Source organism: Microbacterium sp. HM-570 (genome assembly GCF_054165885.1).
Genome location: NZ_CM135111.1, coordinates 534584 through 557097, shown reverse-complemented (window position 1 = coordinate 557097; position 22514 = coordinate 534584). Strand labels below are relative to the sequence as shown.

The window sequence follows — 22514 nt, the reverse complement described above, 5'->3', positions numbered from 1 at the left end:
AAGGGGATGGTTATGACCGACGAGAACCGGACAGACGACGAGAGGGATCTCGCGGCTTCGCTGGTCTCCGCTCCGGAGCCCGACGCGACCGAGACCGATGGCGAGGAGTTCGACTCGGCAACCGAGAGCGAGCCGGAAGAGGCGCCCCAATATGGCGTCGGCCCCTTCACGATCCGCGAGGTCGCGATCGTCGGGCTGTGGGCCGTGGCCTTCATCATCTCGTTCTTCTCTGTCCTCCAGCTCCCCTTCCGCTCCGTCTGGATGAGTGGCATCGATTGGGTGCTCACGATCGGCGTACCGACGGTCGCAGTATTCCTGATCGTCCTGCGCCGCTTCTCGCCCGACGGGATTCGCCGTGTGGGCTCGCTCGGCGTCGATCAGTTCGCATCCGTTGCTTTCTCGGTTTCGAGCGTCATCTGGCTCTCGTACATCTGGAACACCATCGCCGCGGTCGTCGACGACCGCGCCTGGTACACGACGTGGGTCGTGTGGGTGGAGCTGATCGTCTTCCTGGCCCTGGTTCTGCTCTCCGTCTTCGCTCCGTTCATCGCGCCGTTCGACGAGGATTTCCGCGGTCGACCCGCAGCGCCCGCGCATCGCAATGCACGAGCAGTCCGGGCCGTCGTGGCTCGCCCCCGGCCCGAACCGGCACCGGAGTCCTTCGCTCCCGTTTCCGGTGATGGAGCCGCGCAGGCTACGGGCGGCTACCCGATCGGCTCGTATGCGCTGGACGACGCCGAGCCGTCCACGGGCGACACGGGCGTCGTCGACACGGGTGGGTGGAGCCCTACCCCGGCGTACGCGCGCGGAGCGACGGAAACCGGCGCGCAGCCGGTGACGGATGCGGCGCCCGCGGCGGCTTCGCGCCCCTTCTGGGCGTTGTCACCGGTCGAACGCGATGTAGTCGACGAGCGTACCGGCGCTCCGGTGTTCCGCATCGGGCCGACGGCGTGGGCGCTTGTGATCGCGGATCGCGGGTCGAGCTTCGTCGTGCAGCATGAGGACGGTCGTGTGGGCGTGCTCTACGACGTCTCGGGAGTCACCCGGGGCTGATCCGCCGGGTAGCCTGGGAGGATGCGCACGATCGACCTCCGCGGCACTGCCGCGCGCGATGCCGCGGCACTCGTTCCGCGCGCGACCGAAGCTCGCGACAACGCCCTGCGAGTCGCCGGCGAACTCGTCGCCGACGTCCGCGACCGCGGCGAAGCCGCCCTGCGCGAGCAGGCCGAGAAGTTCGATGGTGTCACCGGACACACCCTCCGCGTTCTGCGCGCCGACATCGACGCCGCGGTCGAAGGGCTCGATGCCGATGTCCGAGACGCGCTCGAACGCGCCATCGCGAACGTCCGGCGTGCGTCGGCCGCGCAGGTTCCGCCGCCGGTTGTCACCGAGCTCGCGCCGGGCGCGCGCGTCACGCAGCGCTGGCAGCCGGTCCGCCGGGTCGGTGTCTACGTTCCCGGCGGCAAGGCGGTCTATCCGTCGAGCGTCGTCATGAACGTCGTGCCCGCACAGGTCGCCGGAGTCAGCGCCGTGGCGCTCGCTTCGCCCGCTCAACGCAGTGACGGCAAGGTGCACCCGACCATCCTCGCCGCGGCGGGTCTGCTCGGCGTAGACGAGGTCTATGCGATCGGTGGCGCGGGGGCGATCGCTGCGCTCGCGTACGGCGTCGCCGACATCGCTCTCGACCCTGTCGACGTCGTCACGGGTCCCGGTAACAACTACGTCGCCGCGGCGAAGCGTCACGTCGCGGGCGTCGTCGGGACCGACTCCGAGGCGGGTGCGACCGAGATTCTCGTGATCGCCGACGATTCAGCCGACGCAGTACTGGTGGCGGCAGATCTGGTCAGTCAGGCCGAGCACGACGAGCAGGCTGGAGCCGTCCTCGTGACGGATTCGGCCGACCTGGCCGAGGCTGTCCGCTCGGCGGTTCAGGATGTCACCTCGCGCACCCGGCACGCGGAGCGCGTGCGTACGGCACTCGCGGGTACACAATCCGCGATCGTGCTGGTGGACGATCTGGCCGCGGCGGTGGCGTTCAGTAACGCGTATGCCCCCGAGCACCTCGAGGTCCAGACCCGCGACCCCGAGGGGCTGTTGCCCGACTTGACCAATGCCGGTGCGATCTTCCTCGGAGCGAACTCGCCCGTGAGTCTCGGGGACTATCTCGCGGGGAGCAACCACGTTCTGCCCACCGGCGGCCAGGCGCGTTATGCGGCCGGGCTCGGCGCGCAGACGTTCTTGCGTGCGCAGCAGATCATCGCGTACGACCGGGATGCTCTTGCCGGCGTTGCCGACGCGATCGTCGCGCTGGCCGACGCCGAGGCACTGCCCGCGCACGGCGAGGCCGTGACCGCACGGTTCGCGCCGGGCTCCGAAGCATCCGCGATCTGACTGCGCTATTCAACGACTCCGCCACCCACCGACGCTGCCATCTAGCGAGGACCACGAGATATGCACTGCCCCTTCTGTCGGCATCCCGACTCGCGCGTGATCGATTCGCGCACGAGCGATGACGGGCTCTCGATTCGTCGCCGCAGGCAATGCCCCGAATGCGGTGGTCGTTTCTCGACGATCGAGACCGCGAGCCTCAACGTCATCAAGCGGTCCGGGGTCATCGAGCCTTTCAGCCGCGAGAAGGTCATGTCGGGTGTGCGCAAGGCGTGTCAGGGCCGTCCCGTGACCGAGGCAGATCTCGCCATGCTCGCGCAGAAGGTCGAAGAGGCAGTTCGGCAGACGGGCGCATCCCAGGTCGACACGAACGAGATCGGACTGGCCATCCTCGGTCCGCTTCGAGCCCTTGACATGGTCGCTTATCTACGATTCGCCAGCGTCTATCAGGCTTTCGAATCCCTCGACGATTTCGAGACGGCGATCGGCGACCTGCGCGCGGATCGCGTCGCGGCCCCCGGATTCGACGGCGACGTGCCCCGTGCGTGAATCGGAACGGGGTGGGATGTATCGCGTCCTTTTCTCCGTCGTGCTCTCGCGCTTTGACCCCGAGACGGCGCATCACCTGGGGATGCGGGTCGTCCGTGCCGCAGGCGTGCGCCCGTTCTCGACCCTGGTCCGCCGAGTCACTCACCCCGCGCCTTCGCTGCGGACGCGAGCCCTGGGCATCGACTTTCCCTCGCCCTTCGGAGTCGCCGCTGGGTTCGACAAGGACGCGGTCGGCGTTCTCGGGCTCGGTGCTCTCGGCTTCGGGCATGTCGAGGTCGGCACGCTGACCGCCATCCCGCAGGACGGAAACCCCCGTCCGCGTCTTTTCCGACTCATCCCGGATCGCGCCGTCATCAACCGCATGGGTTTCAACAACGGGGGAGCGGATGCGGCTGCCGCTCGCATCGCGAAGCTCCGTCGGCGCCGTGACCGGCCGGTGATCGGCATCAACATCGGCAAGAGTCGCGTGGTCGATGTCGCGGACGCGACGGCCGACTACGTCCGCAGCGCGACACTCCTGGCGCCCCTTGCGGACTATCTGGCCGTGAACGTCTCGTCCCCGAATACGCCGGGCTTGCGCGCCCTGCAGGCCGTGGAAACGCTCGCGCCGTTGCTGCGCGCGGTCAAGGATGCCGCGGGCCAGACACCGCTGCTCGTGAAGATCGCCCCGGACCTCGAGGACGACGAAGTGCGCGAGATCGCTCTTCTCGCGGTCGAGCTCGGGCTCGACGGGCTCATCGCCACCAACACGACGCTCTCGCGTGCGGGCCTCCGGACCGCCCCCACGGTCGTCGCGGCCGCAGGCGCAGGCGGGCTCTCAGGCGCTCCATTGCGTGAGCGCTCGCTCGAAGTGCTTCGCGTCGTTCGGGCATCCGTTCCCGCGGAGTTCTGTGTGATCTCCGTCGGCGGCGTCGAGAGTGGCGCGGATGTGCGTGAGCGCTTGGCTGCGGGTGCCACCCTCGTGCAGGGGTATACCGCGTTCCTCTACCGCGGCCCGTTCTGGGCCCGACAGATCAACCGCACGCTCGCCCGCGTCTGAGTCAGTCGCGTCTGCCCTTGGGCGTCGCGACGCGTTCGTAATTCAGGAGATCTGCGCGAGGTACGCTCGCGGTTCCCCGATATTCCGGGTGTCACCCTGCGACGGGTCGCCCGCGGGACTGAATTGTGAACGCGAGCGCGGGTGCAACGAAGCGAGTCGCGACCGGGTCGACAGAGTCGATCAGGCGATGGGCTTGCCCCCGCGGCGCACCTGCGGCTTCGGCAAGCGCAGGAAGCGCATCTGCATGGAGCGCATGGCCGCGTACCAGGCCGTACCGCGCTCGAGCTTGTCGGCACCGAACTTGGCGCGGATGGCTCGCTTGGCGCGCCACCCCGTCAAAACCATGTCGAGGATGACGAGCAGGATGAAGCCCCACAATGCGATGAACGCGTAGTACTGGATGTAGGTGTTCTGAATGAAGGTCAGCAAGATCACGACGATCATGGCCGGCATCACGAACTCGGCGAGGTGCCAGCCCCCGTCGACATAGTCGCGCAGGAATTTGCGCTGCGGTCCCTTGTCGCGGGCGGGGAGGTAGCGCTCGTCGCCCTTGGCCATGCCGGCACGAGCTTGGTCCCGCTTGGCAGCGAGCTCGGCGCGGGCACGCTGCTTGGCCTCTTTCGTATCCGCCACGAGGGGGCGTCGACGCACGGCCTCACGCTCGGCGCGCGTCGGGGTAGCGCGCCCTTTTCCGGCACCGACCGCGGCGGAATCCTCGTCGCTCGGCACGGGGGCGGGGGAGTTGGCCACGATGTTTCCTCGCAGGTCGGGGTGAAGTACTCACCCATAAGATTACCCGCATGCACGCATCGGAAGTCCCCCCGTCCCCACTCCGTACCGCTGTCGAGGATGGAATCGCTCCGGCTCTGGCCGACCTCGGTGCCCTCGTCCGTATCCCGGGCATCGCCTGGCCGGCATTCGATCAGACCCAGCTGGAGCGGAGTGCGGATGAGGTTGCGCGCCTTGCCGGGGATACGGGGGTGTTCGACGACGTGCGGATCCTCCGTGCCGAGATCCCCGGAACGGGGGAGGTGGGTCAGCCCGCCGTTCTGGCCACGCGGGCAGCACGCGGGGACGCCCCGACGGTGCTCCTCTACGCTCACCACGACGTGCAGCCACCGGGCGATGACGCGCTCTGGGATTCTCCGCCGTTCGAACCGACCGTTCGCGACGGACGCCTGTACGGCCGCGGCGCGGCCGATGACAAGGCCGGCATCATGGCGCACATTGCGGCGCTCCGGGCGCTGCGGGCCAGCACGGAGGGTGAGCTCGAACTCGGCGTCGTCCTGTTCGTGGAGGGTGAGGAGGAATACGGTTCCCGCTCCTTCGCCCAGTTCCTCGCCGACAATCGCGACGCACTCCGCGCTGACGTGATCGTGGTCGCCGATTCGGGTAACTGGGATTCGGACACACCGGCACTGACCGTGTCGCTGCGCGGAAACGCGCGGTTCACGATGCGCGTCCGAACCCTCGACCACGCTTCGCATTCCGGAATGTTCGGGGGTGCAGTGCCTGACGCGATGCTCGCCACGATCAAGCTGTTGTCGACGTTGTGGGACGCCGATGGCACGGTCGCGGTCGAGGGTGTGTCGGCGCGTGAGGCGCAGACACCCGACTACTCCGAGAACACCCTGCGCGAGGAGGCCGGTCTTCTCCCGGGTGTCTCGCCGGCCGGCGCCGGAGACATCCTGTCGCGCATCTGGAATCGCCCCGCGGTCACGGTCATCGGCACGGACTTCACGAGTGTCGAGGCCGCCTCGAACACGCTGACTCCCGAGGTCTCGGTCGTGATCAGTGCCCGCGTCGCACCGGGCCAGAAAGCCGCCGACGCGTACGCCGCTCTCGAATCGCACCTGCGCGCGAACGCGCCGTTCGGCGCCGAGCTGAGCTTCTCCGACGTCGATCTGGGGGACGGTTTTCTCGTCGACACGTCGGGGTGGGCCGTCGCGGCGGTGCGGGATGCCTTCGCCGAGGGATACGGCGTCGATCCCGTCGACATCGGTGTGGGCGGCAGCATCCCCTTCATCTCGGATCTAGTGCGCGAATTCCCCGAGGCGCAGATTCTCGTCACCGGTGTCGAGGACCCGCATTCGCGGGCGCACAGCCCGAACGAATCCCTACACCTGGAGACGTTCCGCCACGCGATCGTGAGCGAGGCGTTGCTGTTGCGCGCCCTCGACGACCGAGGTCGCGGGTAGACTCGCAACAGGAGGACTGACAATGACAGACACCACGATCGTTCCCACCGCAACGACCACCGAGACCCGCCCGCACGGCGTCAACCTCACCGAGGCCGCGGCCTTGAAGGTCAAGAGCCTGCTCGAGCAGGAAGGCCGCGATGACCTGCGTCTTCGCGTCGCTGTTCAGCCCGGGGGATGCTCCGGACTCATCTACCAGCTCTACTTCGACGAGCGCTATCTCGACGGCGACGAGACCGTCGACTTCGATGGCGTCGAGGTCATCGTCGACAACATGAGCATTCCGTATCTCGACGGCGCAGCCATCGATTTCAAAGACACGATCTCGGAGCAGGGCTTCACGATCGACAACCCCAACGCCGCGGGCAGTTGCGCCTGCGGCGACAGCTTCCACTAGCCTCACGAGCGCATCACAATCGGTGCGCGCGCTGGGTGAGTGTCCTGAATCGCATGTGAGGTTGCCCTAGACTTGGGCACGTCACACCCGCGTCCGAAAGGTGAATCGTGCGCCTCAAACGCCGCCTCCGCTGGGCCGCTATCCCGGTCGGGATCACGGCAGCATTCCTCCTTGCAGGATGCACGACCACCGAGCTCAACGGGTATCTCCCGGGCTTCACCGACGATGGTGTGCAGGCGACGAACCGCACCGAGATGGTGTCGGGGCTCTGGGTCAACTCCTGGATCGTTCTACTCGTCGTTGGTGTGATCACCTGGGGCCTGACACTCTTCGCGATGGTCGCGTACCGGCGCCGCAAGGGCCAGACCGGCCTTCCGGTGCAGCTTCGGTACAACATGCCGATCGAGATCTTCTACACGCTCGTTCCGTTCGTCCTCGTCCTGGGCTTCTTCGCCTTCACGGCAAGAGACCAAACGATCCTCGAAACGCAATACGACGACCCGGATGTCTCGATCGTCGCGATCGGCAAGCAGTGGGCGTGGGACTTCCAGTACAACGGCGATGACGAGGACAGTTCCGACGCCGTCTGGACAATGGGGGTGCAGACTCAGCCCGCGGCGAACGGTGACGTCGACCGGGACTCCCTGCCGACGCTCGTTCTGCCGGTCAATAAGACGGTCAAGATCGAACTTCGTTCGCGCGATGTCATCCACTCTTTCTGGGTCATCGACTTCTTGTACAAGAAGGACATGATCCCCGGCCGTGAGAACGAATGGTCCTTCGTCCCCACCCGTGAGGGTACGTTCGCCGGAAAGTGCGCCGAACTGTGCGGCGAGTACCACTCCGCAATGCTTTTCAACGTCGAGGTCGTGAGCGAGGACGAGTACGAGGACTACCTCGACACGCTTCGTGCCGCAGGACAGACCGGCGACATCACGCAATACGACCGCAACAGCAATCTGCCCGGCACGGGTGGAAATACAGCCGACGTCGTCGGCACCGAGGAAGGCTGACCGCCGTGGCCACGACTCTCCCCCTCCAGGAATCCGGGCGAACGACAACGCTCCCGCCGCGCCAGGCGGCTCTGCTCAGCACGTCTCGGGTGGAGCAGAAAGGCAACATCGTCGTCAAGTGGATTACATCCACCGACCACAAGACCATCGGGTACATGTACCTGATCGCCTCGTTCATCTTCTTCCTCCTCGGCGGAGTGATGGCGCTGATCATCCGTGCCGAGCTCTTCGCGCCGGGTATGCAGGTCATCCCGACGAAGGAGCAATACAACCAGCTGTTCACGATGCACGGCACGATCATGTTGCTGATGTTCGCGACGCCGCTGTTCGCCGGATTTGCAAACGTGATCATGCCGCTGCAGATCGGCGCGCCCGACGTCGCATTCCCGCGCCTCAACGCCTTCGCGTTCTGGCTCTTCCTCTTCGGCTCGACCATCGCGGTGTCGGGCTTCCTCACCCCCCAGGGTGCCGCATCATTCGGATGGTTCGCCTATCAACCACTCGCGAGTGCGACGTTCTCGCCAGGCGTCGGGGGCAATCTCTGGATGCTCGGGCTGGGCATGAGCGGCTTCGGCACCATTCTCGGCGCGGTCAACTTCATCACGACGATCATCACGATGCGTGCCCCGGGTATGACGATGTGGCGCATGCCGATCTTCACCTGGAACACCCTCGTCACGAGCCTCCTCGTCCTGATGGCGTTCCCGGTTCTCGCTGCCGCGATCCTCGCCGCCGGCGCCGACCGCGTGCTCGGGGCCCACATCTTCGACCCGGAGAACGGCGGCGCGCTGCTCTGGCAGCACCTGTTCTGGTTCTTCGGCCACCCCGAGGTGTACATCATCGCGCTGCCGTTCTTCGGCATCGTGTCCGAGATCTTCCCCGTCTTCTCGCGCAAGCCGATCTTCGGATACAAGACGCTCGTCTACGCGACGATCGCGATCGCTGCACTTTCTGTGGCTGTGTGGGCGCACCACATGTACGTCACCGGCTCCGTGCTGTTGCCGTTCTTCGCTTTGATGACGATGCTGATCGCCGTGCCAACGGGTGTGAAGATCTTCAACTGGATCGGCACCATGTGGCGAGGATCGGTGACGTTCGAGACGCCCATGGTGTTCGCGCTCGGCTTCTTGATCACGTTCGTCTTCGGCGGCCTGACCGGCGTCATCCTGGCATCGCCCCCCCTCGACTTTGCGCTGTCCGACTCCTACTTCGTGGTCGCGCACTTCCACTACGTGGTGTTCGGTACGGTGGTGTTCGCGATGTTCGCCGGCTTCTACTTCTGGTGGCCGAAATTCACCGGGCGGATGCTTAATGAGCGTCTCGGGTACGTGCACTTCTGGTTGCTGTTCATCGGCTTCCACATGACCTTCCTCATCCAGCATTGGCTCGGCGTGGATGGTATGCCGCGTCGCTATGCGGACTACGCCCAGGAGGATGGCTGGACCTGGCAGAACCAGGTTTCGACGGTTGGCGCCATGATCTTGGCAGTTTCCATGCTGCCGTTCCTGCTGAACGTGTGGATCACCGCACGCAAGGCTCCGAAGGTCACCGTCAACGACCCGTGGGGATACGGCGCATCGCTCGAGTGGGCGACGTCGTGCCCGCCGCCGCGCCACAACTTCACCTCGATTCCGCGCATCCGCAGCGAGCGCCCAGCGTTCGACCTGAACCACCCCGAGGCCGGTATTCCCGTCGGCGTGGGGCCGGCAAAGGACGCGCCCGCCGCGCCTACTGTGGATCTGGCCGATGGAGAGGTGAAGTAACGTGCGGTCGAATGTCGTACTCTGGTGGCTGCTCGCTGGCTTCTTCCTGCTGATCGGGGTCGTCTACATCGGCTGGAACATCCTCGCTCATCCGCAGCTGAGCTGGTACAACGCGATCGAGTGGGTCGGAGGGGTAGCTCTTGTTTTCAGCGCCCTGATGGCGGCCCTCATCGCCTGGTATCTGCAGCGCGTCCACAAGTCGCAGGGCGGCGAACTACCCGAAGACATCCTGACCTCGGATGTCGACGACGGAGACCCCGAGCTCGGTGAGTTCAGCCCCTGGTCGTGGTGGCCGATCGTGCTCGCGTTCTCCGCGGGCGTCGCGATCATCGGCTTGGCCGTCGGCTCGTGGCTGGTTCCCATCGGATTCGCCATCTTCCTGGTTGCGATCGTTGGATGGGTCTACGAGTATTACCGGGGCTACTTCGCCCATTGATGACGCTCTCATTGAGCGCGGCCGTTCTCTCTGACATCGGACCTCATCGGTCGGGTAATGAGGACGCCGCGTTCGTGGCGCCTTTCGCAGCCGCGGTTGCCGACGGCGTCGGTGGGGGCCCCGCGGGCGACATTGCTGCGGCAGTCCTCATCCATCAGGTCGCGTCGTCGTCTCGAGCCGTCGAGTCGGAGGCCCGTGCGCGCAGCCTATTGGGCCGCTCAAACGGGGACCTCCGTGCTCGCGGGCGGGCAGAGCCATCCGTCGCAGGCATGGCAACGACATTCACGGGTCTGTTCCTCTCCGGCACCGAACTCTTCCTTGCCCATGTGGGAGACTCCCGCGGATACCTCCTGCGTGACGGAAATCTGTCACGTCAGACTCGGGACGATTCGTGGGTCCAGCACCTCGTCGATACTGGCGCCATCTCGGCTCGGGATGCTCTCAGTCACCCGCGGCGGAATGTCGTGACGGCTTCTTTCCACGGTGACCCGCGCGACGGTGAGGCACTCACGGTGAGTCACCTCAGCCCGCGCGGAGGGGACCGTTGGTTGTTGTGTAGCGACGGCATCTCGGACTATCTCCCCGAAGAGCTGCTCAGAGACACGCTGAGCGAGTTTGCGGACCCCGAGGACACGGTGGACGCTCTCGTGACCTGGGCGCTGCAAGCGGGTACCCATGACAATGCGACGGCTGTCGTCTGTGACATCGTGCCCGGGCGGGCCCCCGCGGATGTGGGTCCGCGGTTCGCCGGCGCGGCTGCCGACCGCCTCGCGGAGATTTCTGCGATCGCCTGAGCGTTCTTCTTCCCTGCTCGAGGTTCAGGTGCGCTACACGACCATGGTGAGCGCGTCGAACGTTCGGGCGAGCGGACCCTCATCGTCTTCCGTCGGCTGCCCTTCGCGTACCCAGTACTCGTAACCGCCGATCATCTCGCGAACGGAATACCCCAGACTCGCGAAGGCGAGGGCGCCTTTGCTGCCCGCGTTGCACCCGGGACTCCAGCAGTAGACCACAACGGGAACGGCCGGATCGAACTCGGCAATGCGGTCGGGGATGTCCCGATACGGCACGTGCACGGCTCCGACGATCCTGCCTTGCGCCCAGGCCTCGTCCCCGCGGACGTCGACGAGCACGAGATCCTCGCCGGCGCGTTGGGCGGCGTACACATCAGAAGGATCTGTCTCGTGAGCAAGACGAGCGGAGAAGTAGGTGATCGCGTCGGTCATGTGTAAGACCGTACGGCTCACACAGCAGCGCAGTGAGATGCACAACTGCCAACTGGCGTTGGAAGACCGCCGAGCCGTCTCGAGGGCCTACCGAGAAAAACGAACGCCCCGGGATACCCGCGAAGGGCGGTGCCCGGGGCATCCGTGATCCGGACTCTCGTCCTACTTCTTCTTGCCGTCGTCCTCGGGCTCATCGGGTACCACGATCGTCGTCGGGCGAACCGCGGTCTCCGGGACGTCGCCGGTGGTGTCGGCGTGCAGGGGAGCCTCGGGGTGTCCGGCGCGTTTGTGGGCACCCTGGATCTCCGCCATCTCTTCGTCCTCGATGTGACCGAGCGCGTGGTTCTGGTGAGCAACGGCGGCATCGATCTCGGACTGCGTGAGGGGAGCGAAGCGGTCTTCGAAGAACCAACGCGAGATCGCGGAACGCACGTTCTGGTGCCAGGGAATCTGCCCGTGAGCGTTCGGGCGCACGACGAGCGGTTCGAACGTTTCGTACGAGGTGAGCTTCCATCGCTCGTACTCATCCACGGGCTGGTGCACCTCGATGAACTCGCCACCCGGCAACCGCACGATGCGACCCGACTCGTACCCGTGCAGGGCGATCTCGCGGTCCTTGCGCTGAAGAGCGATACAGATGCGCTTCGTGACGAAGTAGGCGATGATCGGGCCGATGATCAGCAGAGCCTGAAGGGTGCGGATGACGCCTTCCATCGATACCCAGAAGTGGGTCGCGATGATGTCGGAGGATGCAGCCGCCCACAGGACCGCGTAGAACGTCACCCCGGCCGCACCGATCGCCGTGCGCGTAGCCGCGTTGCGGGGGCGCTGGGCGATGTGGTGCTCGCGCTTGTCGCCCGTGACCCATGCCTCGATGAAGGGGTAGATGAGGACGAGGACGATGAACAGTCCGATGATCGTCAGCGGAAGGATGATGTTCCACGACCAGGTGTGACCCAGGAACACCGACTCGAGGTGCGGCGGGACGAGACGCAGCGCGCCGTCTGCGAAGCCGATGTACCAGTCGGGCTGGGTACCGGCAGAAACAGGGGACGGGTCATACGGACCGTAGTTCCAGATCGGGTTGATCTGCACGAACGAAGCGATCAGGACGATCACACCGAATGTGATGAAGAAGAACCCGCCCATCTTGGACATGTAAACCGGGACCATCGGGTAGCCGACGACGTTCTCGTTGGTGCGTCCGGGGCCGGCGAACTGCGTGTGCTTGTTGATGATCATCAAGAGCAGGTGGACGGCGATCAAGGCCACCACCAGCGCCGGAAGAATAAGGATGTGCAGCACGTACAGCCGTCCGACGATCGCCACTCCGGGGAACTCGCCGCCGAAGAGCAGGAACGACGTCCACGTTCCGATCAGGGGGATGCCCTTGATCATGCCGTCGATGATGCGCAGACCGTTGCCCGAGAGTAGGTCGTCCGGGAGGGAGTATCCCGTGAACCCCTCGGCCATCGCCAGGATGAAGAGGATGAACCCGACGACCCAGTTCAGCTCGCGCGGCTTGCGGAAAGCGCCCGTGAAGAACACGCGGAGCATGTGTACGCCGATACCGGCCACGAAGACAAGGGCTGCCCAGTGGTGGATCTGGCGCACGAGCAGACCGCCGCGCAGGTCGAACGAGATGCGGAGCGTCGACTCCATGGCCGCCGACATCGGGATGCCACGCATCGGCGCCCACGCGCCGCCGTAGTACGTCTCGACCATCGAGGCCTGGAAGAAGAACGTCAGGAACGTGCCCGAGAGGAGCACGACGACGAAGCTCCACAGCGCGATCTCACCGAGCATGAACGACCAGTGGTCGGGGAAGATCTTGCGACCGAGTTCCTTGACCAGTCCCGACGCGCTCGTGCGCTCGTCGATGTAGTTGGCCGCTCCGCCGACGAAACGTCCCCCGAGGGGGGCCTTCTTTTCCTCAGTTGCGGTTGAGGTACTCAAGGGCGCTCCCAGAAGCTCGGGCCGACGGGTTCATGGAAGTCGCTCTGTGCGATGAGGTAACCCTCATCGTCCACGGCGATCGGCAACTGCGGCAGGGGACGGGCGGCCGGGCCGAAGATGACCGCGGCGCCATTGGCAACATCGAACTGCGACTGGTGGCAGGGGCAGAGCAGGTGATGAGTGCGCTGCTCGTAGAGAGCGACGGGGCATCCGACGTGCGTGCAGACCTTCGAATACGCGACGATGCCGTCGTACGACCACGACGCGCGCTCGGCGGTCTCGGTGAGATCACCGGGTTCCATGCGCATGAGAAGCACGATCGCCTTGGCCTTCTCTTCGAGGTATCCCTCGTCGTGACCGATCTCGGCGAGGGGCTCGGGGATCACATGGAAAGCGGAGCCGAGCGTCACTTCGGACGCCTTGATGGGAACGCCGGAGGGGTCGCGGGCAAGACGCGTGCCCGGCTCCCACATCGTGTGACTGAGGAGCTCGACGGGGTTCTCGCCCTCGGGTGCCAATCCACGGAAGAGGACGATGCCCGGTGCGACCGAGGCGATCAGGGCTCCGAAGAGGGAGTTGCGGATCATCGTGCGGCGCCCGAATCCGGACTCCTCGTTCGCGACCGTCAGCGCCTGAACGGCCGCCTCGCGCGTCGATTCCTTGCCACGCGTGAGGTGGCGCGCCTCGATGTGCTCCTTGTCGGACATGACGGCTTTGGACCAGTGGATGGCTCCGATGCCGATGGCCAGCAGCGCGAGCGCGATGCCGATGCCGATGAAGAGATTGTTGTTGCGGATCGCGACAATGGTGCCGTCCTCGATGGGGAAAAGCATGTAGGCAGCAACGGCCCAGATGCTGCCCGCGATCGACAAATAGAATAGAGAATAGACCGTACGAACGGCTTGGCGCATCTTGGCGGGATCCTGGTCCGTCACACGCGCGCGATGCGGCGGGAGGCCCGGGTTGCGTACGGGATCGCTCACGGCGACCGCGAGCCCCGACGGAGGTCGGGGCCCCCGATCGTGCTCCGCTGCCTCGATCTCGTTTGCCATGCTGCTCCTCGTGCTAAAAATTCTCAGTGCGTGCGCGGGTCAGTTGGACTTCGCGGTGATCCAGACGGTCAGCGCGACAAGTCCGCCGATTCCGAAGATCCAGATGAACAGGCCCTCGGAAACGGGGCCCAGCGAGCCGAGTGTGAGTCCGCCGGCACCCGCGTTGTCTTCCATATACAGAAGCGCGGAGATGATGTCGCGCTTGTCGTCGGGCGAGAGGTTCATGTCGTTGAACACCGGCATGTTCTGTGGGCCCGTGACCATCGCCGCGTAGATGTGGCGCGGGTCGACGCCATCCAGCGAGGGCGCGTACTTGCCCTCGGTCAGGGCGCCACCGGCGGCGGCGACGTTGTGGCACATGGCGCAGTTGACGCGAAAAAGTTCGGCGCCGTTTGCGACATCACCTTTGCCGTCCAGGACACGACCGGTTGCGATCTCGGGTCCGGGGGCAACTGACTGGACGTACGCGGACAACGCGGCGATCTGGTCTTCGGTGAACTGAACCGGCTTCGGCGGGGCCTGGGGGCCCTGCATCTGCAGCGGCATGCGACCGGTGGCGACCTGGAAATCGACCGCCATAGCGCCGACTCCGTACAGGCTGGGCCCGGCTTTCGTGCCCTGCAGGGCAAGTCCGTGGCAGGTGGCACAGTTGGCCTGGAAGAGCTTCTTGCCGTCTTCGACAGTGAGCGTCTGTGCGGCGGCCGTGTCGGTCGTCGAGGCCATGGCGGCGGATGCACCGGCGTACAGTCCGCCTGTCAGAACGAGACCGAGTCCGATCAGGCCGGCAGCGGCCAGCGGGCTGCGTCGACCGGAACGACGCTTCTTCTCACGAGGCATTCGGGGGTGGCTCCGCTCTATTTCAGGAAGTAGATCACGAGGAACAGGGCGACCCACACGACGTCGACGAAGTGCCAGTAGTACGACACGACGATTGCGCTCGTGGCCTCTTTGTGCCCGAAGTTCTTGACGGCGTATGCGCGGCCGATCACGAGAAGGAAGGCGACGAGCCCGCCCGTCACGTGCAGGGCGTGGAAGCCGGTGGTGAGGTAGAAAGCCGACGCGTAGGAGTTCGCCTGGATCGGCATTCCCTCGGCGATGAGCTGCGCGTATTCCCAGACCTGGCCTGACACGAAGATGGCACCGAGGGCGAAGGTGAGGAAGAACCACTCGACCATGCCCCAGCGCTGCCAGAATGTGTTCTTCTTCACCGTGTACGGCTGATTGCGTTCAGCGGCGAACACGCCCATCTGGCACGTCACGGAGGACAGCACGAGGATGATCGTGTTGCCGAGTGCGAACGGCACGTTCAGCAGCGAGGACTCTTCGGCCCAGAGCTCGGGAGAGGTGTTCCGAAGGGTGAAGTAGATCGCGAAGAGCCCGGCGAAGAACATGACCTCGCTACCGAGCCACACGATCGTGCCAACGGCGACAGGATCCGGACGTTTGATCGTCCTCACTGCCGGGGCATATGTCGCAGAGGTGGTCACAGGTCCATTATGTCCGATCGTGAGGGCGAAGGATCGCACGTGCACCCTTTCGATACCCCGGGTTGAGACTTAGGATCTCCTAAGAAAGTGTGCGGCGCCGGCTGTGTGAACGGCCACCGCGGCCGATCGTTAGGATCGCAGTCATGACGGATGCGACGACCTGGCCGGACCTGATCTCAGCGCTCCTGGCGGGCCGTGACCTCAGCGTCTCGGAGGCCACCTGGGCCATGGGGCGGGTGATGGCAGGCGAAGCGAGCCCCTCCCAGCTCGCGGGTTTTCTCGTGGCCCTCCGCGCAAAGGGCGAGACCGTCGATGAGGTCGTCGGATTCCGCGACGCGATTCTCGACGCGGCCACGCCTCTCGAGATCGACTCGGACGCCCTCGACATCGTGGGTACGGGTGGAGATCGTTTCGGAACCGTTAACGTTTCGACGATGGCATCGATCGTGGCTGCCGCATCCGGAGTCCCTGTCATCAAGCACGGTAACCGCGCCGCAAGCTCTTCGTCCGGTTCGTCGGATGTGCTCGGGGCACTGGGCGTGTCGCTGACCCTTGCGCCCGAGGCGGTCGTGGAGACGTTGCGACGGGCCGGAATCACCTTCGTGTTCGCCTCCGCCTTCCACCCCGGTTTTCGGCACGCGGGCCCGACACGAGCCGAACTGGGCGTGCCGACCGTGTTCAACATCCTGGGGCCGCTCTGCAACCCGGCACGGGCCGAGGCGAACGCCGTCGGCGTCGCGCAGTCGGATCGGGTGCCGCTCATCACGGGTGTGTTTCAGACCCGCGGGGCGACCGCTCTCGTCTTCCGGGGCGATGACGGGCTCGATGAACTCACCACGACGGGCCACAGCCGGATCTGGGAGGTCAGTCGCGGAGACATCCACGAGCATGACCTCGACCCGCGCGACCTCGGCATTCCGCGTGCGGTGATCGCGGACCTGAAGGGCGGCAATCCTGCGCAGAACGCGGAGGTCGTTCACCGCGTCCTCGCGGGCGAGAAGGGTCCTATTCGCGACATCGTCCTCCTCAATGCCGCCGCCGGACTGGTGTCGTACCGGCTGTCTCACGACGCGGGTCAGGTTCAGCGCCCGATCGTCGAGAGGCTCGCCGAGGAGCGGGAACTCGCGGCCGCCGCGATCGACTCGGGTGCGGCCCGGGATCTGCTGGCGCGCTGGGGCGAGGTCTCGCGCGAGCTCAGCTGAGGTCTGCGGATGCGTCGAATGCGATGCGTTGGAGGCTCGGCGTAGGGTGATCGCGTGGATCCCGTAGCCGCCCTCAACGAGATCGCGACGCTGCTGGAGCGGGAGCGCGCGTCGCGATACCGCTCCACAGCTTTTCGTTCGGCCGCGGATGCCGCGGCCGAGCTTTCGGAAGAGATCCTGCGGGATCCGACCGGACTACGGCGGGTCAAGGGCATCGGTGATTCGTCTCTCGCCGTGATCAGTCAGGCGATCGCAGGCCAGGTCCCGGACTATCTTGTCGAGTTGCGTTCCCGCTACGAGGTCCCGGCCGTGGGGGAGTTGCGTGCCGCGCTGAAGGGCGATCTGCATGCGCATAGCGACTGGTCGGACGGCCTGGCCTCGATCGACCTGATGGTGCGGGCGGCGCGTGACCTCGGGCACGAGTACCTCGCGCTGACCGATCACTCACCGCGACTGCGTGTGGCGAACGGCCTCTCGTCCGAGCGGCTGCGCGAGCAGCTGGGCGTGGTCGCGGGGATGTCGGGGGAGGGCTTCACGCTCTTGTCGGGTATCGAAGTCGACATCCTGGATGATGGCGCGCTCGACCAGGAGCCCGCACTGCTCGACGAATTAGACATCGTGGTGGCCTCGGCTCATTCGAAGCTGCGGATGGAGTCGTCGGCGATGACCCGACGGCTGGTGGCCGCGGCATCCGATCCTCGCGTCGACGTGCTCGGCCACGTGACCGGGCGGCTCGTCGAGGGCGCACGCGGAACCCGACCGCCCTCGACATTCGATGCCCGGGCGGTGTTCGAGGCGTGCGCCGAGAGCGATGTTGCCGTCGAGATCAACTCCCGTCCGGAACGGCAGGACCCGCCGGACGAACTGTTGGCACTTGCGGTGGAGATCGGGTGCCTGTTCTCGATCGATTCGGATGCCCATGCCCCCGGCCAATTGTCGCTGCTCGACTACGGTGCCGCCCGCGCCGAGACCGCGGGGGTTCCCGCCGAGCGCATCGTCACGACGTGGCCCCTCGAGCGCCTGCGCGCGTGGACGGGACGGGCACGTTAGAGCTCACGCCGCGCTGCCTAGACTGAGCTGGTGACAGGTCCGATTCGATGACAGGTCCGATTCGATGACAGGTCCCGCCGCATCCTCCGCTCGGCGCGCTTTTCCGTGGCTTGTCGTCGTCGGTATCCTCGTCGCCGCGCTGAGCCTGCGGGGCCCGATCATCGCCCCGACACCCGTGCTGCGCGACATCCAAGATGACCTCGGGATCGGCGCCGCGAGCGCGGGGCTGCTCACGACGGTGCCCGTCCTGATGTTCGCCCTGCTGACGCCGGTCGCCGCGCTCGTCATCCGGCGGGCGGGCGCGGAACTCGCCCTCATGCTGACTCTTGTCGGAGTGGCGGTGGGCACTGTCGTGCGGGCGATCCCGGGCTTCGGATGGATGCTCGCCGGGTCTCTCGTCATCGGCGCCGCGATCACCGTTGGCAACATCGTCGTCCCGGTCATCATTCGTCGCGATGTGCCGCCCACACAGGTGAGCGCGGTCACGGCTGCGTATGTCGCGATGTTGAACGCCGGATCGCTCCTGACCGCTCTGGCGACGGCGCCGCTCGCGGGCGTGCTCGGCTGGCCGCTGGCCCTGCTCGCCTGGGTTGTGGTGACTGTCAGCGGCATCCTGCTCTGGGCCGTGCACCTGCGGCGGGCTCGCGGCGCGGACGCGGGCTATTCGGGAGAAGTCGCCACCACGGTCGCTGCGAACCGTACCGACGGGCGCTCTTCCGACATCGAGACGTTGACGGGACCGCTTCCCGTGCCCGGAGGACGACGGAGCGGCATCCTCCGGCGTCCCATCGTGTGGCTCCTGGCATTTACGTTCGCCTGCCAGGCAGCCATCTACTACGGCCTGACGACGTGGCTACCCACGATCCTGGGTGACGAGCTCGGTGTGGATCGGACGACGGCGGGCACCCTGGCATCCGTATTCCAGGGTGTGGCGATCGCGGGCGCGTTCGTCGTCCCTCTGCTGTCGCGTCGCTTCGCGCCGATCGTTCCCGCGCTCGTGATCTGCGCCTGCTGGCTGGCATTGACCGTCGGGATGCTGGTCGCGCCCGCGCAGTTCATCCTGTGGGCGTCCTTCGGCGCGATTGCGCACGCCGGCGGCTTCGTCGTGATCTTTTCCACACTGGTCGCGGTTGCGCGTTCGGATGCCGAGGCGGCCGGGATGTCCGCGTTCGTTCAGGGCGCGGGGTACACCGTCGCGGCGGTTGCGGCGCCGGTTCTGGGTGCCCTGCACGAGGTGAACGAGGGATGGACGGGCGCGCTCGTGCTTCTTCTCGTGCTGTCGATCGCGTACGGGGTTTTGATGCTCGCCGCGATGTCGCGGTTACCGAGCGGTCGCGCTTCCTGAATTGGTGATCGCCGCGAGGGCACGGTCCATTGCGGTTCCCCATGCCCAGTCCGCGGCGAGCGCGAGCGCCTCGGCGCGCCGGCCCTCGGACGGGGGAGTGAGTTCGCCGCCTGATTCGGGCAGGTCGTCGTTCAGATCGAGGCCCCGAACCACCCCGACGACCTTCGGGGCCACGGCCAGATAGGGAAGCGCTGCGAGGAGCTTGGCCCGGACACCGGCCGCCATTCCCTCACCCGCTTCCGCGGCGGCGAGGATCCCCGCGAGGTCGCCGTGCGCTGCGATCAGCGTCGCGGCTGTCTTCTCGCCGACGCCCGGCACGCCCGGCAACCCGTCCGACGCATCGCCCTTCAGGACGGCGAAATCGGCGTATTGCTCCGGCAGAACCCCGTATTTCTGCACAACGACGGCGTCCGTCACGACCTCGAGGTTGCTCATGCCGCGAGCGGTATAGATCACCCGCACGTCGGACGCATCGTCGACGAGCTGGAGGAGATCGCGGTCACCGGTCACGATGTCCACGGGAAGGGATGCCTGGGTGGCAAGCGAGCCGATGATGTCGTCGGCTTCGTGGTCGGCGCGGCCGACGATGGGGATGCCGAGGACTCCGAGCGCGCGGCGGATGAGGGGTATCTGCGCCTCGAGCGGGTCGGGAACCTCTTCGACATCGGCCCCGCCCGGCACGATCTCGACGACGCGATGCGCCTTGTAGCTCGGGATCAGATCGACTCGCCATTGCGGACGCCAGTCATCGTCCCAGCACGCGATCAGGTGCGTTGGCCGGTATGTCGTGACGAGCTTGCCGATCATGTCGAGCAGCCCGCGGACGGCGTTCACGGGGGTGCCGTCGGGGGCCTTTACCGTGTCGGGCACCCCGTAGAAGGCCCGGAAGTACAGCGAGGCGGTGTCGAGCAACATCAGGCGTTGGGTCACGCCATCAGTCTGGCAGTCGGGCCGCGCGGGCGTACTCCCGGGTTAGCGTGGGGGGAGAGCATTCGGAGGTGCCGATGCGCGCGAACACGATCACGAACGCACGACCGATGCGTCATCGGACGATCGCTGCTGTTGTCATCACCATCAGCACGTTCGGGCTTGCCGGATGTGTTGCTGAGCCGGTCACGCCCTCGACCCCGTCGGTCGCGGCCGCACCGGGTGCTACCGCATCCGAGTCGGCGGGCCCGCGGGATGTCGTCACCGGGCTCGCGGCCCCGTGGTCGGTAGCGCGCATCGGCGACTCGGCGCTCGTGTCGGAGCGGGATTCGGCTCGGGTTCTCGAGTTCACTCCCGGCGGAGACATCCGGGAAGTCGGCGTGATAGACGACGTCGTGACGGGAGGTGAGGGCGGCCTCTTGGGTCTTGCCATTGCTCCGGATGAGGGCGCCCTGTACGCCTACTCGACGGCCGAGGCCGGGAACCGCGTTCAACGGTTCGCGCTGGAGGGGCAGCCCGGTGCACTCAGCCTGGGCACACCAGAGGTCGTCATCGACGGGCTGCCGAAGGCCGGGGTCCACAACGGTGGCCGCATCGCGTTCGGACCGGACGGCGCCCTGTACGTCACCACCGGGGATGCGGGCGTGCCCGGATCGGCCCAAGACCCGGACAGCCTCGCGGGCAAGATCCTGCGACTCGACCCAGACGGGGGAGTTCCCGCCGACAATCCCTTCGCCGGGTCGCCGGTCTACAGCCTCGGTCACCGCAACGTTCAGGGACTGGGGTGGGCCGCCGACGGCCGGATGTTCGCGAGCGAGTTCGGGCAGGACACCGTCGATGAGCTGAACCTGATCGAGCCTGGGGCGAACTACGGATGGCCGGACGTCGAGGGAGCTGGCGGCGCGGATCGGGGCTTCGTGGATCCGGTTCAGGAGTGGCCGACGGATGCGGCGAGCCCGAGCGGACTCGCGGTGATCGACGACACCATCTACATCGCGAACCTGCGCGGCCGTTCGCTGCGGGTGGTACCGCTCGCCGACCTGAGCGCGTCGACCGTGCATCTCGCGGGGACCTACGGGCGTCTGCGCTCGGTGCTGCCGGGCCCGAACGACGAAATCTGGATCGTCACGAACAATACGGACGGACGTGGTGATCCGGCGGACGGGGATGACCGAGTCGTGGCCCTCGACCCGATGACCGTGGCGTACTACTAGGGCGTCAGCTGCCGCCGGACATCAGACCGATGATGCCGGAACCGAGCCAGTAGATGCCGACGGCTCCGCCGACCACCCAGAGGATCATCCGGGACGTCGTCGGGGGAGTGCGGGGCTTCTTGCCGGGCATACCGGGCTTGCCGGAGTCGGCGGAGTTGTCGGTCACCAGACGAGCCTAACGATCCGCGTGCAGCGGTCGGGTCAGACCTCGCCTGCCCGGGCGGTCAGGCGCCGCTGCCTCATCGCGAGGAACAACGGAAAGGTGAACGCGAATGCGGTCACCCCCGACAGGACGATGTACAGCCAGGCGCGACGCATCCCGAGCCGGCGCGCTTCGACGATGATGAACACGCATCCCGCGATCGCCGCGATGAGCAGGTCGACCGTGATCGATGAGACCGCCGGTCCGCTCGAGACGAGGTCGCCGATGAAGTCACGAAGCCGGATGATCGCGAGCGCGTTGAAGAACCAGGTGCCGATCAACCCCGCGACGGCGAGCGCGAGGTAGGCGATGGCGAGGGGCGTCCAGTTGCGGGTCATGCGTCGATCATGCGCCACGCGACGGTCTGCGCGGCCGCAATCCGGCCGCCGAACGGACGCGACATGCCGTTCCAGTCGTGTGTGGAACGGCGAGTCGCGACCGTTCGCGGTGGGGTTCCGGGCATCAGGCGAACAGCGCCATCCCCATCGCCGCCGTCGAGGCGCCCATCGCGATGAGCTGGCCACGTTCGAGCGCGGAAACGCGGGCCCCTCCGTCGTGTGGCGCCCGGGCGGCGACCGCAGAGACGAGACCGAAGAGCAGAGCGGATGCCGCGGCCAGCAGTCCGAACGGCGCCCCCGACGCGTGGTGCCCGACCGTGACGGCCGGGGCCGAAGCATCCGGAATCATGGCGAGGACGAGGGTGGCCATCACGACCAGGCCGAGCGTCGCGTGCACGGTCATGACTGCTGAGGGCACCCTCGCGCCTGAAACGGGCACCCTCGTGCCGGAGATGGGCACCCCCGCGGCCGAAACCGGCACTCTCGCGGCTGCTCGGCTACGCGCCGTCCGGCCGCGCAGCGCAGCCAGCGCGATCGCCGCGACGATGAGGACCCCGGCCCAGGCGACCGGTGCCACGACGCCCCACAGCACGACATCGAGCATCGCGACGAGCATGAGGACGGATGCGGCGAGCTCGGGCGTCCGCGCCCGGCGACGGTCGGCGGCGATGCAGCACGCCCCGACCGCCGCCGGCGCGAGCGCACCGAGGTGGAGGATCTCACCCACGACGC

General features: G+C 66.5%; 24 protein-coding genes. 14 read left to right on the top strand and 10 right to left on the bottom strand.

Translation table 11 applies throughout. The features are described from left to right. Positions 1 to 12: 12 nt before the first annotated feature. The 4 genes from ACT9TC_RS02645 to ACT9TC_RS02630 are packed head-to-tail and all read left to right on the top strand — an operon-like array spanning position 13 to position 3976. The gene (locus ACT9TC_RS02645) at positions 13 to 1053 is read left to right on the top strand and encodes a hypothetical protein (RefSeq protein WP_458041903.1); all 1041 of its coding nucleotides are present in this window, start codon (positions 13 to 15) and stop codon (positions 1051 to 1053) included. 21 nt (positions 1054 to 1074) lie between these two features. Continuing rightward, complete coding sequence (gene hisD / locus ACT9TC_RS02640) at positions 1075 to 2391, top strand: histidinol dehydrogenase (RefSeq protein ID WP_458041902.1); 1317 nt, start codon at positions 1075 to 1077, stop codon at positions 2389 to 2391. A 60-nt stretch (positions 2392 to 2451) separates the two neighbouring features. Continuing rightward, the gene (nrdR, locus tag ACT9TC_RS02635; protein WP_458041901.1) at positions 2452 to 2937 is read left to right on the top strand and encodes a transcriptional regulator NrdR; all 486 of its coding nucleotides are present in this window, start codon (positions 2452 to 2454) and stop codon (positions 2935 to 2937) included. A gap of 16 nt (positions 2938 to 2953) precedes the next feature. Then, positions 2954 to 3976, top strand: a complete 1023-nt coding sequence (locus tag ACT9TC_RS02630) for a quinone-dependent dihydroorotate dehydrogenase (protein ID WP_458041900.1) — start codon at positions 2954 to 2956, stop codon at positions 3974 to 3976. Positions 3977 to 4156: 180 nt separating this feature from the next. On the opposite strand, the gene ACT9TC_RS02625 is transcribed toward ACT9TC_RS02630, so the two are convergent. Further along, the gene (locus ACT9TC_RS02625) at positions 4157 to 4726 is read right to left on the bottom strand and encodes a DUF3043 domain-containing protein (RefSeq protein ID WP_458041899.1); all 570 of its coding nucleotides are present in this window, start codon (positions 4724 to 4726) and stop codon (positions 4157 to 4159) included. Positions 4727 to 4776: 50 nt separating this feature from the next. Between ACT9TC_RS02625 and ACT9TC_RS02620 the strand changes: the two genes are divergently transcribed. From ACT9TC_RS02620 to ACT9TC_RS02595, 6 genes are all read left to right on the top strand, one after another. Further along, positions 4777 to 6174 carry a M20/M25/M40 family metallo-hydrolase gene (locus ACT9TC_RS02620; protein ID WP_458041898.1) on the top strand — a complete coding sequence of 466 codons (1398 nt, stop codon included), beginning with the start codon at positions 4777 to 4779 and terminating at the stop codon, positions 6172 to 6174. A gap of 22 nt (positions 6175 to 6196) precedes the next feature. Continuing rightward, positions 6197 to 6571 carry an iron-sulfur cluster insertion protein ErpA gene (gene erpA, locus ACT9TC_RS02615; RefSeq protein WP_458041897.1) on the top strand — a complete coding sequence of 125 codons (375 nt, stop codon included), beginning with the start codon at positions 6197 to 6199 and terminating at the stop codon, positions 6569 to 6571. Between the two features lie 107 nt (positions 6572 to 6678). Beyond that, the gene (gene ctaC, locus ACT9TC_RS02610) at positions 6679 to 7584 is read left to right on the top strand and encodes an aa3-type cytochrome oxidase subunit II (protein ID WP_458041896.1); all 906 of its coding nucleotides are present in this window, start codon (positions 6679 to 6681) and stop codon (positions 7582 to 7584) included. A 5-nt stretch (positions 7585 to 7589) separates the two neighbouring features. Beyond that, a complete protein-coding gene (gene ctaD, locus ACT9TC_RS02605) occupies positions 7590 to 9347 on the top strand; it encodes an aa3-type cytochrome oxidase subunit I (protein ID WP_458041895.1) in 1758 nt (585 codons plus the stop codon). 1 nt (position 9348) lies between these two features. Then, on the top strand, positions 9349 to 9783 hold the full coding sequence (locus tag ACT9TC_RS02600; RefSeq protein WP_458041894.1) for a cytochrome c oxidase subunit 4: 435 nt from the start codon (positions 9349 to 9351) through the stop codon (positions 9781 to 9783). Further along, complete coding sequence (locus ACT9TC_RS02595; RefSeq protein WP_458041893.1) at positions 9744 to 10577, top strand: PP2C family protein-serine/threonine phosphatase; 834 nt, start codon at positions 9744 to 9746, stop codon at positions 10575 to 10577. The genes ACT9TC_RS02600 and ACT9TC_RS02595 overlap by 40 nt, the downstream gene beginning before the upstream one ends. A 33-nt stretch (positions 10578 to 10610) precedes the next feature. Here the strand turns inward: ACT9TC_RS02595 and ACT9TC_RS02590 are convergent, their stop codons facing one another. The 5 genes from ACT9TC_RS02590 to ctaE form a co-directional block, all read right to left on the bottom strand. Continuing rightward, positions 10611 to 11009, bottom strand: a complete 399-nt coding sequence (locus ACT9TC_RS02590) for a rhodanese-like domain-containing protein (RefSeq protein ID WP_458041892.1) — start codon at positions 11007 to 11009, stop codon at positions 10611 to 10613. A gap of 162 nt (positions 11010 to 11171) precedes the next feature. Further along, on the bottom strand, positions 11172 to 12965 hold the full coding sequence (qcrB, locus tag ACT9TC_RS02585; RefSeq protein ID WP_458041891.1) for a cytochrome bc1 complex cytochrome b subunit: 1794 nt from the start codon (positions 12963 to 12965) through the stop codon (positions 11172 to 11174). Then, positions 12962 to 14017 (bottom strand): cytochrome bc1 complex Rieske iron-sulfur subunit, encoded by a 1056-nt coding sequence (qcrA, locus tag ACT9TC_RS02580; protein WP_458041890.1) that lies wholly within the window; start codon positions 14015 to 14017, stop codon positions 12962 to 12964. The genes qcrB and qcrA overlap by 4 nt, the downstream gene beginning before the upstream one ends. A gap of 39 nt (positions 14018 to 14056) precedes the next feature. Beyond that, positions 14057 to 14854 (bottom strand): cytochrome bc1 complex diheme cytochrome c subunit, encoded by a 798-nt coding sequence (gene qcrC, locus ACT9TC_RS02575; protein WP_458041889.1) that lies wholly within the window; start codon positions 14852 to 14854, stop codon positions 14057 to 14059. A 17-nt stretch (positions 14855 to 14871) separates the two neighbouring features. Continuing rightward, positions 14872 to 15504: an aa3-type cytochrome oxidase subunit III gene (ctaE, locus tag ACT9TC_RS02570; protein WP_458041888.1), complete on the bottom strand. Its 633-nt coding sequence runs from the start codon at positions 15502 to 15504 to the stop codon at positions 14872 to 14874. 143 nt (positions 15505 to 15647) lie between these two features. Between ctaE and trpD the strand changes: the two genes are divergently transcribed. From trpD to ACT9TC_RS02555, 3 genes are all read left to right on the top strand, one after another. Continuing rightward, positions 15648 to 16706: an anthranilate phosphoribosyltransferase gene (gene trpD / locus ACT9TC_RS02565; protein ID WP_458041887.1), complete on the top strand. Its 1059-nt coding sequence runs from the start codon at positions 15648 to 15650 to the stop codon at positions 16704 to 16706. Between the two features lie 54 nt (positions 16707 to 16760). Then, on the top strand, positions 16761 to 17756 hold the full coding sequence (locus ACT9TC_RS02560) for a PHP domain-containing protein (RefSeq protein WP_458041886.1): 996 nt from the start codon (positions 16761 to 16763) through the stop codon (positions 17754 to 17756). Between the two features lie 64 nt (positions 17757 to 17820). Next, a complete protein-coding gene (locus ACT9TC_RS02555; protein ID WP_458041885.1) occupies positions 17821 to 19101 on the top strand; it encodes an MFS transporter in 1281 nt (426 codons plus the stop codon). Here the strand turns inward: ACT9TC_RS02555 and ACT9TC_RS02550 are convergent. Beyond that, positions 19078 to 20031 (bottom strand): 5'-3' exonuclease, encoded by a 954-nt coding sequence (locus ACT9TC_RS02550; RefSeq protein WP_458041884.1) that lies wholly within the window; start codon positions 20029 to 20031, stop codon positions 19078 to 19080. The two genes, ACT9TC_RS02555 and ACT9TC_RS02550, sit on opposite strands and share 24 nt — an antisense overlap. A 74-nt stretch (positions 20032 to 20105) precedes the next feature. Here ACT9TC_RS02550 and ACT9TC_RS02545 point away from each other — a divergent pair, with 74 nt between their 5' ends. Further along, the gene (locus ACT9TC_RS02545; protein WP_458041883.1) at positions 20106 to 21242 is read left to right on the top strand and encodes a PQQ-dependent sugar dehydrogenase; all 1137 of its coding nucleotides are present in this window, start codon (positions 20106 to 20108) and stop codon (positions 21240 to 21242) included. Between the two features lie 4 nt (positions 21243 to 21246). On the opposite strand, the gene ACT9TC_RS02540 is transcribed toward ACT9TC_RS02545, so the two are convergent. From ACT9TC_RS02540 to ACT9TC_RS02530, 3 genes are all read right to left on the bottom strand, one after another. After that, a complete protein-coding gene (locus ACT9TC_RS02540) occupies positions 21247 to 21408 on the bottom strand; it encodes a hypothetical protein (protein WP_458041882.1) in 162 nt (53 codons plus the stop codon). A gap of 35 nt (positions 21409 to 21443) precedes the next feature. Further along, positions 21444 to 21782 (bottom strand): DUF2834 domain-containing protein, encoded by a 339-nt coding sequence (locus ACT9TC_RS02535; protein WP_458041881.1) that lies wholly within the window; start codon positions 21780 to 21782, stop codon positions 21444 to 21446. Positions 21783 to 21906: 124 nt separating this feature from the next. Beyond that, positions 21907 to 22509 carry a hypothetical protein gene (locus tag ACT9TC_RS02530; RefSeq protein ID WP_458041880.1) on the bottom strand — a complete coding sequence of 201 codons (603 nt, stop codon included), beginning with the start codon at positions 22507 to 22509 and terminating at the stop codon, positions 21907 to 21909. Positions 22510 to 22514 lie beyond the last annotated feature (5 nt).